Below are 13,073 nucleotides of genomic sequence, written 5' to 3' on the forward strand. Positions count from 1 at the left end.
CCGCCGGCCGACGCGGCGGATGACGGCCCGCTCCTAGGTTCATGGCCATGACGAATGCACCGATGATCGCTCTCCAGGACGCGATGAAGAAGTACGACGACGGCCCGCCCGCGCTGGCCGGTGTGACCTTGTCCGTGGCGTCCGGTGAGTGCGTGGCGATCCTCGGGCACTCCGGCAGCGGGAAGTCCACGCTGCTGAATCTGATCGCCGGTCTGGACAAGCCCTCCAGCGGCACCGTGACCGTCGACGGCGTCCGCGTGGACCAGCTCGGTGAGGCCGGTTCGGCGAAGTACCGCCGGGCCTCGATCGGCATGGTGTTCCAGTTCTTCAACCTGCTCGACGACCTGACCGTGCTGGACAACGTCATGGTTCCGGCGCAGTTGGCCGGGATGGGCAAGGGTGCGGCGAAGCGCCGGGCCGTCGAACTGCTCGGCTCGCTGGGCATCGACCGGCACGCCAAGGCCTACCCGCAGCGGCTGTCCGGCGGGCAGCGGCAGCGGGTGGCGGTGGCCAGGGCCCTGATGAACCGGCCGGCGCTGCTGCTGGCCGACGAGCCCACCGGCGCGCTGGACTCCGGTTCGGCCGAGGACGTGCGCCAGTTGCTGCTGGACCTGAACAGCGAGGGCCAGACCATCCTGTTGGTGACCCACGACGTGCAGTTGGCCGCGAGCACCGCGCGTCGCACGATCGAGTTGGTGGACGGCGCGGTCGAGCGGGACGTCGTCAACGATGTCAGCGGTGCCGTCAGCGGTGCCGGCCTGGCGGTGGGCCGGTGAGCGCCCTGGGCAAGGTCGTCCGCTCCGGCGTGGGCCGGCGTCGGGTCCAGTCCGTCGTCCTGGCCCTGACGACGTTCGCCGCGGTGACGTCCTCGCTGCTCTCCCTCGGCCTGCTGGCCGTGGTGCAGGCCCCGTTCGACCACGCCTTCGGCGCGCGTCATGGGGCGCACCTGGCGGTCCAGTTCGACGGCTCGAAGGCCACGGCCGCGCAGGTCGCCGCCACCGCGCACGCCGCCGGTGTCACCGAGGCGGCCGGACCGTACCCGATCGCCGCCGCCCTGGACACGACCGTCGGCACGGACTGCCCCGAGCAGGATCTCGCCGGTCACGACAACGGTCCGATCACCGTCACCACTCGCCCCGACCCGGGCAGCACCTCCGGGATGGACCAACTGGTGCTGACCCAGGGGCGCTGGCCGACCGGCCCGGGCGAGATCGCCCTGCCGTGGCAGCACTACGCCACCGCCTGCTTCGGCGGTTCGGTGGTGTTCTCCTCCCTGCCGGGCAGGCCGTCGTTCAAGGTCGTCGGCTTCGGCGGCTCGGTGACCGACAGCGCGACCGCCTTCGCCACCGCCGACGGTTTCGCGCGGCTGACCGCCGCCGGTGCCACCTCCGACGAGCAGATGCTCTACCGCTTCGCCGAGGCCGGGACCGCCGCCGACATCGCCACCGACAAGCAGGCGGTGGCCGCCGTCGCGCCGGCCGGTTCGGTCGAGGCCGGACAGTCGTACCTGACCACTGAGCAGCAGGCGACCGGCAACGCCAAGGCCTACGTGCCGTTCCTGATCGCCTTCGGGATCCTCGGGCTGCTCATGTCGGTGCTGATCATCTCGATCGTGGTCAGCGGGGCCGTGGCCTCGGGAATCCGGCGCATCGGGATCCTGAAGTCGCTGGGCTTCACCCCTGCGCAGGTGGCCCGCGCCTACACCGCGCAGGCCGTGATCCCGGCGACGCTCGGCCTGGTGCTCGGCACGGTCTGCGGCAACCTGCTGGCCGTGCCGATCCTGGACCAGGCCACCAAGCAACTCGGCGAGGCCGGCGCCACGATCCCGTTGTGGGTCAGCGCCGTGGTGCCGCTGGGCACCCTGCTGATCGTCGGCGTCACGGCCGTGATCCCGGCACTGCGGGCCGGCCGGATGCCGACCGTGCGGGCTCTGGTGGCCGGCCGCGCCCCCAGGGCCGGGGCCGGGGGCGGGGGCGGTCGGCGGGCGCAGCGGCTCGCCTCGCGGCTGCCGCTGCCCCGGGCCGTGTCGCTGGGGCTGGCCCAGCCGTTCGCCCGGCCCGCCCGGACCGTACTGGTCGGTGCGGTGGTGCTGTTCGGCGTGGTCGGTGTCACCTTCGCGGTGGGCCTGGGATCCGGGTTCACCACGTACCTGGACACCAGCACCTCGGGCTTCAACGTCGCGTCGAAGATCGTGATCCCCACCGCCGACGTCGGCGTGCCCTGGGGTCGATACGGCCCCGACGACCCGCGCAACCCGCACCTGGACGCCGCCCAGGTGGCCACCGCGCTCGCCCGGACCCCGGGCACGAAGGCCGCGTTCGGCTGGGGCGAGAGCGGCGCGACCATGGTCGACGCCCCGCCCGGCGGCGAACCGGCGAAGGTGTTCACGGTCACCGGCGACTTCTCCTGGACGGGCCTGGAGCTGGTGTCCGGCCGCTGGTACTCGGCGCCCGGCGAGGCCGTGGTCGGCGACAAGCTGGCCTCGGCGGTGGGGATCCACGTCGGAGACGACGTCACCGTGGTGCAGCAGAACAGGCAACTGCCGCTGAAGGTCGTCGGCATCAACTTCGACACCAACGTGGGCGACTACACGGTCATGACGGACGCGGCCACCTTCACCGCCGCCGGTCTGACCCCGCACATCGACCAGTTCAACGTCGAGCTGGCCGACCACGTCAACGGAACGGACTGGTCCACCTCGGCCGCCACCGCGTTGACCCCGCTGAACGCCTCGGTCCAGTCGAACGACGGCGGGGGTAAGAACATCGTGATGATCACCATGGGCGCCCTGGTGGCCGTGCTCACGCTGATGATCATGGCGGTCGCCGCGCTCGGGGTGCTGAGCACGGTCGTGCAGGACACCCGGGAACGGGTCCACGACCTGGGGATCTTCAAGGCCCTCGGGATGACGCCCAAGCAGACCGTCGCGATGGTGCTGACCTCGGTGTCCCTCACCGGCCTGATCGCCGGGCTGATCGGGGTCCCGCTCGGGGTCGCGGTGGAGAAGGCGACGCTGACCCCGATGGGGAACGCGATCGGCCGGCACCTGCCGCCGAGCGTCTCCCACGTCTACACCGCCGGGCTGCTCCTCCCCCTGCTGGCCGGCGGGATCGTGATCGCCCTGCTCGGCGCACTGCTGCCGGCCGGCTGGGCGGCACGGACCCGGACCGCCGTCGCGCTGCGGACCGAGTAGGACCGAGTAGGACCGAGTAGGACCGGACAGGGCCGCCGGGCGTCGGTCCGCCGCTCGCTGCTCGCCGCAGCAATGGCGTTCAGCGTCCGGCGGCCAGCCAGACGGCCACGGTCACGGCCGCCGTGACGGTGAGCGCGGCGTTGAGGGCGATCCGGCGGTCGCCGCCCGTCAGATGGACGGTGATCGCACCGAACTGCAGGAGGACGAGCCCGATGGCCGCGGCCGGGGCCAGTGCGGGGGCGATGCCGGTCAGCGGCGGCAGCAGCAGCCCCGCCGCGCCGAGCACCTCGACCGCGCCCAGCGTCCGGAGGGCGGGCAGGGGCACGCGGTCGACCCAGGCCATCATCGGTCGGAGCTGATCGCGGCTGAGGGTCAGCTTCAGGGTGCCCGCGTAGAGGTAGAAGAGCGCGAGCAGTCCCGCGACGATCCAGTAGGCGATGTCCATGATCTCCGTTCAGACGTCCCGTTCAGACGTCCCGTTCAGGGTTCCCGTTCATGGGCCGTGCCGCAGCGTCGGGGGTCACCCGTGGTCGGTGGCGGGCTCGGTCGCGTAGCGGCTCATCGCGTCGATGTTGACCTGGGGCGTCAGCGGCCGGCCGTCGGCGAGCGCCTGTCGGAGGTCCCGGAAGTACTGCACGTACAGGTCGGGGGTCAGGATGCTGAGCATGACGGCCGGCTGGTCGGTCAGGTTGCCGAAGGTGTGCGGGACGCCGGGCGGGACCATCACCAGCGTGCCCGGGGCGGCGTCGTGGTCCTCCGTCCCGACGGTGAACCGCACGGTGCCGGAGAGGATGTAGAAGCCCTCGTCGTGCTGGGCGTGGCGGTGCTGCGGCGGCCCCTGGGTGTGCGGGGCGAGGACGGACTCGGTGATCGCGACGCGGTGCCCGGTGTGGCTGCCGTCCTCCAGCACGCGCATGTGCGTGGTGCCCAGGACGATCGCCTCGCCCTCGCCGGGAGCGACCACCGAGACGGTGGGGGCGGTCTTGGTGTCCTCGTTCTTCGTTTCATCGGTCATGTCCACCAGTGCACCGCCGGGCACCGGCCGGCGTCCAAGACCTGTTCCACCGTGCCGATACCCGCTGGGTATCGTTGCAGCGTGGAGCTACGGACCTTGCGCTATTTCGTGGCGGTCGCCGAGGAACTCCACTTCGGCCGGGCCGCCACCCGCCTGCACATGAGCCAGCCACCGCTGAGCCGGGCGATCAAGCAGCTGGAGGCCGACGTCGGGGCCCTACTGTTCGACCGCTCGCCCACCAGGGTCACACTCACCGCGGCGGGATCGGTGCTGCTCGACGAGGCGCGGGCCCTCCTCGACCACGCCGACCGCGTCAGGGCCCGGGTCGGCGCGGCGGCCGGGGCCGCGACCATCACCATCGGCATCCTGGGCGACGGCACCGACCCGGGAGCGGCCCGGCTGGCCGCCGCCTACCGCCGGAACCACCCGGGCATCGACATCCGCATCCGCGACACCGACCTGACCGACCCGACCTGCGGGCTGCGCGCCGGACTGGTCGACGTCGCGCTGACCCGGGCGCCGTTCGACGAGACCGCCCTGACGGTCCGTACGCTGCGCGCCGATCCGGTCGGCGTCGTCCTGCGCGCCGACGACCCGCTGGCCCGGCGTGACGGGCGCGACCGGCGCGACGGGCTGCGGCTGGCCGAGTTGGACGACCGTCGCTGGTTCCAGTTCCCGCCGGGCACCGACCCCCTCTGGCAGTCGTACTGGAACGGCGGCACACCGCGCGAGGGCCCGGTGGTGCGCGCCGTCCAGGAGTGCCTCCAGGCCGTGCTGTGGAACGGCACGGTCGGCCTGGCCCCGCTCGGACACACCGTGCTGCCCGCGGACCTGGCCCTGGTGCCGCTGGCCGACATGGCGCCGAGCCGCGTCGTGGTGGTGTGGAAGGCCGACGACCCCAACCCGCTGATCCGCTCCTTCGTCGAGACCGCCGCCGCCGCGTACCGCCGTTGAGCACCGACGGCCGTTGGAGCAGGAAGTCGACAGGACCGACTTCCTGCTCCAACCCCCAAGGTTCTGCTACGAGTTACCGGTGGAGCCGAGCGACGACGCGGGTGTGGCGGAGCGCGCGGTGGCGGATGTGTGCCTGGGGGCTGTCGATCTCGACGCCTTGGAAGAGGCAGCTGATGAGCATGGGGCCGCAGTCCTGGCGCTTGTCGGGGTAGCTCGTCCTGCTGCCACACAGGCCGACCGGGATCTTGGCGTGCCCGGTCCCGAGGAAGCGGTGGCTGAGGCCGCCGACGGTCTGGAAGTCCCAGTCCTGGTACCGGACGTACACGTCGAGCACGCCCATCGTGTCGGCGGGGACGGTCCAGGCGATGTTCTCCTGCACGGTGACCTGGTTGGTCTTGGTGTTGGTCACGCTGCCCTCCAGGTTGAGCGCGGCCTTCAGCACGGGGAGGGAGATCTTGACTCCGCCGGTGGTCGACCAGGTGGCGGTCTTGGCGACGGCGCGCGTGAAGGAGAGGTTCATCCCGGGCCCTCCAGCGACCGACTGGTACACCTGCTCGTTGTAGTCGCAGTACGCGCGACCGTGGACGGCGTTGACCGCCCTGGCACTGATCCGGTCGAACCACTCGTAGGTGGAGTCCTCGCTCTTGTGCCCGTGCCCGGCGGCGACGGGGCGGGCCCGGTGGTGCGAGGGGGCCGCGCTCGCGGCCGTGGCGGTGGCGAGCACGCCGGCCAGGGTCAGCGGGAGCAGGGCCGCCGCGCCCCACCCGGTGAGTCGCCGGGAGTCGGGCACGGACGTGGTCGTGGTCGTGGTCGTGGTGTGGGACACGGAGTGCCTCCTGATCGTCGGAACCGCTTGAACACCACGCTGCGGGCCGGTCTGATTGTCCATCAACGGCCGACGGGTGAAACCGCAGGTCGGCACCGGACAATGCGATTGTCCGGTGGGGCGGACAGGACAACAGGACAAGGGGGAGCGGGCATGGCGGGACGCAAACAGGACGAGCCGGTCGGGGAGTCCGCAGCGGCCATCGAACTCGTACGGCTGCTGCGTCGTGTCACCTCGGGCCTGACCGTCCGCGAACTGGCCGAGCGCTACGAGGGAATGGGAGGCAAGACGACCTGGGCGGAGTACCGCAAGGGCACCCGGCTACCGCCCCGACACGTGGTGCGGTACCTGATCGAGCACCGAGTGCGTGACGCGCAGAGCCGTACGCACCTGCTGAAGCAGGCCGATGAACTGTACGGGCGGATCGAGCGCGGGGAGGGGCTCCCGCCGGTGGAGCCGGCGCCGGTCATGCCCGAGCCCGTCGGGGCTGAGCCCACCCCCACGGCGGACACCACCCCGGCCACCGCCACTGCCCCAGCGCCCAACACCCGCGCATCGCGCAGGTGTTGGGCGCTGCCCCTGGGTGCCGTCGTACTCGCCCTGGCCACCGTCGGGGCGATCCTGGTCCACGCGAACAGCCCCCACACCCCCACGACCGCGACCTCACCCGCCCCCGAGGCCCGGCCCCCGCGGACCGGCACCCCGTTCCCGCGCGGCGGCGCGGCCGACCGCCTCTACGCCGTTGCCCCCGACCACAGCGCCGTCCTGGCCCGGGACGGCGGCGCCGATTGGACGGTCGTCGGAGGCCGGGTCGGCACGCTCCACACCGGCCGGGGCGAACTCCTGGCGACCGACCCGGACACCCACGCCGTCTTCCGCTACGAGGGTGCCGCCGGCTCCTGGACCAACATCGGCACCCCCGGCGCGGACTTCGCCGTCGGCGACAGCTGCGTCTATGCACTCGCCCCCGACCGCGGCACGGTGCTGCGCTGGGACGAGCACCCCGGCACGCCGTGGCGGCGGATCGGCGGCCCAGCCGGCCACCTGTACGCGAACGGCGGAGACCTCTTCGCCACCGGCCCCGACGACACCGGCGGCCTGTTCCACTACGACACCGCCGACGACACCTGGACGCACGTCAGCGCTCCCGCCGCCGCGTTCGCCGTCGACGACCACGCCCTCTACCGTCTCGCCGCCGACCGGGGGAGCGTCTGGCAGTGGAGCGGCGCCGGCGAGACCTGGACCAGGATCGGAGGCCCCGCCACCGCCCTCTACGTGGGCGGCGCCGGCCTGTTCGCCACCGACCCCGCCACCCACCGGATCACCCGCTACGGCGGAACACCCGGCGCCTGGACCCCCATTGGCGAGGCTGGCGCGGACCTCGCCATCGGCGATCACGCCCTCTACCGTCTCGCCGCCGACCGGGGGAGCGTTTGGCAGTGGAGCGGCGCCGGCGAGACCTGGACCAGGATCGGAGGCCCCGCCGCAGCCATCGCCACCGCCCGCTGACCGAGGTCAGCGGGCGGCCGGGTCAGCGCCCCGCGGGTCAGTGCCCTGTTGCCGCCCGCCGCCGCGCGACCAGCCAGAGCGGGCCGTCCGGGCCGCCCTGCCACGCCCACTGGGCGTCAGGAATGACGGTGATCCCGTAGTCGTACCGGTTCGGGCGGCCGAGTGTCTCCCCCCGGGACCAGGCGTCAGCACCCCGTCGCCGATGCGGCGCAGTCCGCCCTGGAACAACACCACCGTGCCGTCATCGCGCGCGGTGAACGCGGCCCACGACCGGTCGCTGTCGTGGATCCAGGCGTTGACGCCGTCCGCGTCGCGGCCGGTGAGCAACACGGCGTCCGGTACGGCCACGCGCAGCGCGAACCGCAGGTCCCAGTCGGCCTCCAGCGGGTGCAGGTCGCGGACCAGCACCCGTTCGGTCTGGAAGCCGAAGGGCCGTCGTCAGACGTCGCGGGAGCGGAAGGCCGCCACGACGACGGCGAGCGAGCCGACCGCCCACGCGCCGAACGAGATCCATCCGTGGGCGGCGGACGGGTGGTGGCCGACGATTCCTCCGGTGGGGCCGAGCGCGGTCAGGAAGATCCATCCGGAGAAGGGCAGGCTGTTGGTCACGAAGGTGAACAGTTGGCCGGTGTGGAAGAGCGTGTCGAGGGTGGACGAGCCGCCCGCGAACAGCGGCACCATCACGAAGTTGACGAAGAGGGCGAACACGGTGGCCGCGGTGTTGCGGACGAGCGCGGCGACGGCCATGCCGATCAGACCGGACACCGGGAACGCGACCACGGTGGCCAGTGCCCACCGGCCGAGACCGGGGGTGCTCCAGGAGAAGGCGGCGATCCGGTCCGCGTAGCAGGCCAGGGTGACGGACCAGGTCAGCACGGCGACGAGCGCGCCCATGGCGGTCAGGACGGCGGTCAGGACGCCGGCCTTGGCGAGCAGGACCCGGCTGCGGTTCGGTACGGCCATGAAGGTGGTGCGGATCAGACCGCCGGCCGTCTCGCCGAGCAGGGTCTGGGCGCCGATCACGCCGGCGATGGTCATGAGCAGGCAGAAGACCGGAGGGAAGAGGGCGTCGTGCCCGGGGTCGTAGATCTGCTTGAACGAGTCGGGGAAGCCCGGCCAGGCGCTGTACGTGCCGGTGGCCACCTTCCAGGCGGAGAGGCCGGCCAGCGCGGGGCCGGCGGCGACCACGACGAAGGTCGAGCGCAACGACCAGAGCTTGATCCACTCCGCGCGGAGCAGGTCGGGCCAGCGGGCGGGGGACCCGACGGGAGGCCGGGTGCCGGTGGTGGGCACTGCTGCGAGGGTGGTCATCGGCCCTCACTCCTCTCCGGGGACGCGGCTGCGGCGCGGTACTGGACGCTGTCGGCGGTGAGCTGCATGAAGGCGTCCTCCAACGTTCCGCCGTGGGCGGTGACTTCGTGGACCATGACGCGGTGGGTGAAGGCGAGTTCGTTGATGTGGGCCGCGGTCAGTCCGGTGACGCTCAGGACGTCCGGGCCCTCGGGGAGCACCGAGCCGCCCGCGTCCCGCAGGACCCCGGTCAGTGCGGCCGGGTCCGCCGTGCGCACGGTGACGGCGGCGGTGGTGGCGCGGGCGGCGAAGTCGGCGGTGGGCTCGGCGGCGATCAGTCGGCCGCCGCCGATCACGATGAGGTGGTCGGCGGTGTTCGCCATCTCGCTCATGATGTGGCTGGAGACGAAGACGGTGCGTCCCTCGGCGGCCAGGCTCCGGAACAGCTCGCGTGCCCACCGGATGCCCTCCGGGTCGAGGCCGTTGACCGGTTCGTCGAAGACCAGGACCGGCGGGTCGCCGAGCAGTGCGGTGGCGATGCCCAGGCGCTGCCGCATCCCGAGCGAGAATCCGCCGATCCGCCGTCGGCCCGCCCCGCCCAGTCCGACGGTCTCCAGGACCTCCTGGACCCGGCGCTTCGGCAGACCGTTGCTGCGGGCCAGCGCCGTCAGATGCGCCGTGGCGGTGCGCCCCGGGTGGAGGTCGCCCGCGTCCAGCAGCGCCCCCACGTGGCGCAGGCCGGTGCCGAAGTCGCGGTAGCGGCGGCCGTCGATGGTCGCGGTGCCGCTGGTGGGCGTGTTCAGGCCCAGGAGCATCCGCAGGGTCGTGCTCTTGCCCGAGCCGTTGGGGCCGAGGAAGCCGGTGACCCGGCCGGGCCGCACGGTGAACGTCAGGCCGTCCACCGCCAGGACGTCGCCGTAGCGCTTGGTCAGTTCGTTGATGTCGATCACGCATCGGATGCTGTCGCGGCTCGGGTCCGCGCCGCATCGGTCGCGGGAGCGGACGGTGCCTCCGGTGCATCGGTCGGAAGGATGACGCCCGGGGAACGATTCCGCCGGCTCGTCGCGTGGCTAGCATCGCGGCGTGACCCGAGTGCCGAAGTTCCCCGTGCTGCCGCGACGGTTGCCCGACGCCCTGACCGCCCTGAGCCTGGCCGCCCTGAGTTGGTGCAGCGTCCCCGCGTTCGCGATCGTGCTGCTCACCGCCACGATCGCCGGAGACGGGCGCTCGCTCCACCTGGGGCGGCACGACGGCTACGCCGCCCCGCTGCTGATGGTGGCGGCGGCCGTCGTGCTGGCACTGCCGATCGGTTGGGCCGGTCGGCGACCGGTGCCGGTGCTGGGGGTCGTGCTGGCCGAGGCGGTCGGGGTGCGGGTCTGCGGGGGGAGGACCTGGCCGCTCCTGCTGGCGGCGACCGTCCTGGTCTTCTACGTCACCGTCACCCGGTCGCAGCGCACCGCGGCCGCGGCCGCGGGCGGCGTGCTGATCACCTGGGGCGTCGTCAGCACGGCCGACACGCCCGCCGCGGACCTGCTGACCGTCTTCAAGCTTCCGTCGGCCTACCAGGTGGTGGCCACCTTCGTCGCCTGGATCCTCGGCAACTGGATCCGGCTGCGGCAGGACCACGCCGAGACCCTGCGCGAGCAGGCCGCCGCCCAGGCGGTTCAGGCCGAACGGCTCCGGATCGCACGGGAGTTGCACGACATGGTCGCGCACAGCGTGGGCATCGTCGCGATCCACGCGGGTGCGGCGGCCCGGACCATCGAGATCGAACCGGCCGGGGCCCGCGAGTCCCTGACCGTCATCGAGAACACCAGCCGGGAGACCCTGGCGGGGCTGCGCCGGATGCTGGTCGCACTGCGGGAAGCCGACTCGGAGGAACCGGGGACGGCCCCCGCACCGGGCCTCGCGGACATCGAGGAGCTGGCCGCGACGGCCGTGGACGCCGGAGTGGGAGTCACCGTCCAGTGGCGCGGCGAGCAGCGCCGGCTTCCCGCCGAGATCGACCTGTCCGCCTACCGCATCGTCCAGGAGTCCCTGACCAACGTGCTGCGGCACGCGGGCGCCGCCACCTGCCGCATCCGGCTCGACTACACGGTGGACGGGCTCGACATCGAGGTCGTCGACGACGGACGCGGCAGTGCGGGCGGCGGCAGCGGCAGTGGCGGCGGCGCCGGAACCGGTGGCGGCAGCGCCGGGCCGGGCTTCGGCATCTCCGGGATGCGCGAGCGCGTCAGCCTGCTGCACGGCCGGTTCAGCGCAGGACCGAGGCCCGAGGGCGGGTTCCGCGTGGCGGCTAGGCTGCCGATATGACGATCAGTGTCGTACTCGCCGACGACCAGCCACTGGTGCGCGCCGGACTGCGGCTGCTCATCGCCAGCGCCCCGGACATCGAGATCGTGGGGGAGGCCGGCACCGGGACCGAGGCGGTCCGACTGGCCGGGGAACTGCGCCCCGACGTCGTGGTGATGGACATCCGCATGCCGGTCATGGACGGCATCGAGGCCACCCGGCGGATCAAGGCCCACGGCGCGGGGGTGGGGCCCGGGACGGTGGGGGTGGTGATGCTGACCACCTTCGACGACAACGAGAACGTGTACGCCGCGCTGTACGCCGGTGCCAGCGGATTCCTGGTCAAGGACATGGTGCTGGACGAGATCCTCGCGGCGATCCGCGTGGTGGCCGGCGGTGAGGCCCTGCTCGCCCCGGGCGTCACCCGCCGCCTCATCGAGCGGTTCACCGACCAGGCGCAGGAGGCCGAACCGCGGCGGAGGATCACGGGGATCACCGAACGCGAACGCGAGGTCCTGACCCTGATCGGGCGGGGCATGTCCAACAGCGAGATCTCCGCCGAGCTGTACATCAGCCTGGCCACCACCAAGACCCATGTGGCACGGCTGCTCGCCAAGCTCGACGCGCGTGACCGGGTGCAGCTCGCCATCGCCGCGCACGAGGCGAAGATCGTCCCGCCGTCCGCCTGAGGGCTGCTCGGTGATCCGGCGGTCGTCCACGGACCCGTCTGAAAATTTTCGGCGTCGAGCGATGAGTTTCGCGCTCGGGGCAGGTCTACACCCTGAACACCGACACGGAACACCGATACGAGCAGGAGACGGCACATGTCCTTTCAGGCGTACCTGGACACCATCGAGACCAAGACCGGCCTGACGCCGCGTGAGTTCATCGCCCTTGCCGAGCAGCGCGGCTTCGACGACCCGGCCACGAAGGCGGGAGCGGTCCTCACCTGGCTGAAGGAGGAGTACGGCCTGGGCCGGGGGCACGGGATGGCGCTCGTCCACGTCTTCAAGCACGGCGCGAAGATCGACGCCAAGCACGTGGGCACGACGGGCTCGCACCGCGACGAGTCCGACACGCTCTGGCTGGACGGCAAGGCGACCCGGCCCGCGTGACGCGGCACCTTTCCACACCTCCCCCCGAATCACTCCGCAGCTCTTCGAAGGGTCGGCTCGATGTCATGGACGGAGCGCACGGTGGTGCGCGACGGGGTGCGGCTCTCCTGCCGTGACTGGGGCGGCCGGGGCCCGGCCGTGGTCCTGTTGCACGGGCTGGCCGGCCACGCGGGCGAATGGGACGTGCTGGCCGGGGCGCTGAGCGACCGGTACCGGGTGGTCGCCGTCGACCAGCGCGGCCACGGCGGCAGCGAGCGACGGCCCGAGGACGTCTCCCGGGCGGCGTACGTCGCCGATGTCGTCGCCGTACTGGAGCAGTTGGACCTCGGGCGGGCCGTGCTGGCCGGCCAGTCGCTGGGCGGCCACACCGCGATGCTCGCGGCGGCGGCGCACCCCGGGCGGGTGTGCGCCCTGGCCCTGGTCGAGGCCGGGGCCGGTGGGCCGGACCCGGCCGTCGCCGACGGGGTCGGGCAGTGGCTCGCCTCCTGGCCGCTGCCGTTCCCCTCGCGGGAGGCGGCGGTGGAGTTCCTCGGCGGCGGCCTGGTCGGCGAGGGCTGGGCGGCCGGGCTGGAGGAGCGCGACGGGCGGTGGTGGCCGCGCTTCGACCGGGACGTGATGGTCGCCTCGCTGGCCGAGAACGCCCGGCGCTCCTTCTGGGAGGAGTGGGAGCGGGTGGCCTGCCCGACTCTCGCCGTCCTGGGGCAGTCCGGCTTCATCCCCGCGCAGGAGGTCGACGAGATGCTCGCACGGCGCCCCGACACCCGGGCCGCGAGCGTCCCGGGCGCGGGTCACGACGTCCACCTGGAGCAGCCGGAGGCCCTGCACCGCCTGCTCGCGGAGTTTCTGTCGGATATTCCGTTCAGCAAATAAGCGCCGAGC

At 72.6% G+C, this 13,073-nt stretch carries 14 protein-coding genes; 8 read left to right on the forward strand and 6 right to left on the reverse strand.

Features of this window, described 5'->3' with window-relative positions; genetic code table 11:
* Positions 1-47: 47 nt before the first annotated feature.
* Positions 48-776: an ABC transporter ATP-binding protein gene (locus tag ACIP4P_RS07640; protein ID WP_400915749.1), complete on the forward strand. Its 729-nt coding sequence runs from the start codon at positions 48-50 to the stop codon at positions 774-776.
* Entirely contained in the window at positions 773-3,193 is a 2,421-nt protein-coding gene (locus ACIP4P_RS07645) for an ABC transporter permease (protein WP_400915751.1), read from the forward strand. Before ACIP4P_RS07640 ends, ACIP4P_RS07645 begins: the two co-directional genes overlap by 4 nt.
* Positions 3,194-3,272: 79 nt before the next feature.
* Here ACIP4P_RS07645 and ACIP4P_RS07650 read toward each other — a convergent pair whose 3' ends face one another.
* On the reverse strand, positions 3,273-3,638 hold the full coding sequence (locus ACIP4P_RS07650) for a DoxX family protein (RefSeq protein ID WP_400915753.1): 366 nt from the start codon (positions 3,636-3,638) through the stop codon (positions 3,273-3,275).
* Between the two features lie 75 nt (positions 3,639-3,713).
* Positions 3,714-4,208 carry a cupin domain-containing protein gene (locus ACIP4P_RS07655; protein ID WP_400915755.1) on the reverse strand — a complete coding sequence of 165 codons (495 nt, stop codon included), beginning with the start codon at positions 4,206-4,208 and terminating at the stop codon, positions 3,714-3,716.
* An 81-nt stretch (positions 4,209-4,289) separates the two neighbouring features.
* Here ACIP4P_RS07655 and ACIP4P_RS07660 point away from each other — a divergent pair, with 81 nt between their 5' ends.
* Positions 4,290-5,162 (forward strand): LysR family transcriptional regulator, encoded by an 873-nt coding sequence (locus ACIP4P_RS07660; protein WP_400915757.1) that lies wholly within the window; start codon positions 4,290-4,292, stop codon positions 5,160-5,162.
* Between the two features lie 73 nt (positions 5,163-5,235).
* Here ACIP4P_RS07660 and ACIP4P_RS07665 read toward each other — a convergent pair whose 3' ends face one another.
* Positions 5,236-5,988 carry a hypothetical protein gene (locus ACIP4P_RS07665; protein WP_400915759.1) on the reverse strand — a complete coding sequence of 251 codons (753 nt, stop codon included), beginning with the start codon at positions 5,986-5,988 and terminating at the stop codon, positions 5,236-5,238.
* A gap of 153 nt (positions 5,989-6,141) precedes the next feature.
* Between ACIP4P_RS07665 and ACIP4P_RS07670 the strand changes: the two genes are divergently transcribed.
* Entirely contained in the window at positions 6,142-7,497 is a 1,356-nt protein-coding gene (locus ACIP4P_RS07670) for a hypothetical protein (RefSeq protein WP_400915761.1), read from the forward strand.
* A gap of 6 nt (positions 7,498-7,503) precedes the next feature.
* Here ACIP4P_RS07670 and ACIP4P_RS07675 read toward each other — a convergent pair whose 3' ends face one another.
* From ACIP4P_RS07675 to ACIP4P_RS07685, 3 genes are read right to left on the reverse strand one after another with little or no spacing between them, the layout of a single operon-like run.
* Positions 7,504-7,905 (reverse strand): hypothetical protein, encoded by a 402-nt coding sequence (locus ACIP4P_RS07675; protein ID WP_400915763.1) that lies wholly within the window; start codon positions 7,903-7,905, stop codon positions 7,504-7,506.
* Between the two features lie 30 nt (positions 7,906-7,935).
* Positions 7,936-8,808: a hypothetical protein gene (locus ACIP4P_RS07680; RefSeq protein ID WP_400915765.1), complete on the reverse strand. Its 873-nt coding sequence runs from the start codon at positions 8,806-8,808 to the stop codon at positions 7,936-7,938.
* Positions 8,805-9,737 carry an ATP-binding cassette domain-containing protein gene (locus ACIP4P_RS07685; RefSeq protein WP_400915766.1) on the reverse strand — a complete coding sequence of 311 codons (933 nt, stop codon included), beginning with the start codon at positions 9,735-9,737 and terminating at the stop codon, positions 8,805-8,807. Before ACIP4P_RS07685 ends, ACIP4P_RS07680 begins: the two co-directional genes overlap by 4 nt.
* A 133-nt stretch (positions 9,738-9,870) precedes the next feature.
* Between ACIP4P_RS07685 and ACIP4P_RS07690 the strand changes: the two genes are divergently transcribed.
* The 4 genes from ACIP4P_RS07690 (at position 9,871) to ACIP4P_RS07705 (ending at position 13,064) form a co-directional block, all read left to right on the forward strand.
* Positions 9,871-11,100, forward strand: a complete 1,230-nt coding sequence (locus tag ACIP4P_RS07690; RefSeq protein WP_400915768.1) for a sensor histidine kinase — start codon at positions 9,871-9,873, stop codon at positions 11,098-11,100.
* A complete protein-coding gene (locus ACIP4P_RS07695; protein ID WP_400915770.1) occupies positions 11,097-11,768 on the forward strand; it encodes a response regulator in 672 nt (223 codons plus the stop codon). The genes ACIP4P_RS07690 and ACIP4P_RS07695 overlap by 4 nt, the downstream gene beginning before the upstream one ends.
* A gap of 135 nt (positions 11,769-11,903) precedes the next feature.
* Entirely contained in the window at positions 11,904-12,194 is a 291-nt protein-coding gene (locus ACIP4P_RS07700) for a DUF4287 domain-containing protein (RefSeq protein WP_400915772.1), read from the forward strand.
* Between the two features lie 60 nt (positions 12,195-12,254).
* Positions 12,255-13,064 carry an alpha/beta fold hydrolase gene (locus ACIP4P_RS07705; protein ID WP_400915774.1) on the forward strand — a complete coding sequence of 270 codons (810 nt, stop codon included), beginning with the start codon at positions 12,255-12,257 and terminating at the stop codon, positions 13,062-13,064.
* The last annotated feature ends 9 nt before the right edge of the window (positions 13,065-13,073 follow it).

The sequence above is a fragment of the Kitasatospora sp. NPDC089509 genome (assembly GCF_044749365.1).
GTDB lineage: Bacteria > Actinomycetota > Actinomycetes > Streptomycetales > Streptomycetaceae > Kitasatospora.

Bases quoted from the DNA above. Each gene is read 5' to 3' on its own strand.
- ACIP4P_RS07640 (WP_400915749.1), top strand. From the start codon at position 48: ATGACGAATGCACCGATGATCGCTCTCCAGGACGCGATGAAGAAGTAC.
- ACIP4P_RS07650 (WP_400915753.1), bottom strand. From the start codon at position 3,638: ATGGACATCGCCTACTGGATCGTCGCGGGACTGCTCGCGCTCTTCTAC.
- ACIP4P_RS07655 (WP_400915755.1), bottom strand. From the start codon at position 4,208: ATGACCGATGAAACGAAGAACGAGGACACCAAGACCGCCCCCACCGTC.
- ACIP4P_RS07670 (WP_400915761.1), top strand. From the start codon at position 6,142: ATGGCGGGACGCAAACAGGACGAGCCGGTCGGGGAGTCCGCAGCGGCC.
- ACIP4P_RS07680 (WP_400915765.1), bottom strand. From the start codon at position 8,808: ATGACCACCCTCGCAGCAGTGCCCACCACCGGCACCCGGCCTCCCGTC.
- ACIP4P_RS07695 (WP_400915770.1), top strand. From the start codon at position 11,097: ATGACGATCAGTGTCGTACTCGCCGACGACCAGCCACTGGTGCGCGCC.
- ACIP4P_RS07700 (WP_400915772.1), top strand. From the start codon at position 11,904: ATGTCCTTTCAGGCGTACCTGGACACCATCGAGACCAAGACCGGCCTG.
- ACIP4P_RS07705 (WP_400915774.1), top strand. From the start codon at position 12,255: ATGTCATGGACGGAGCGCACGGTGGTGCGCGACGGGGTGCGGCTCTCC.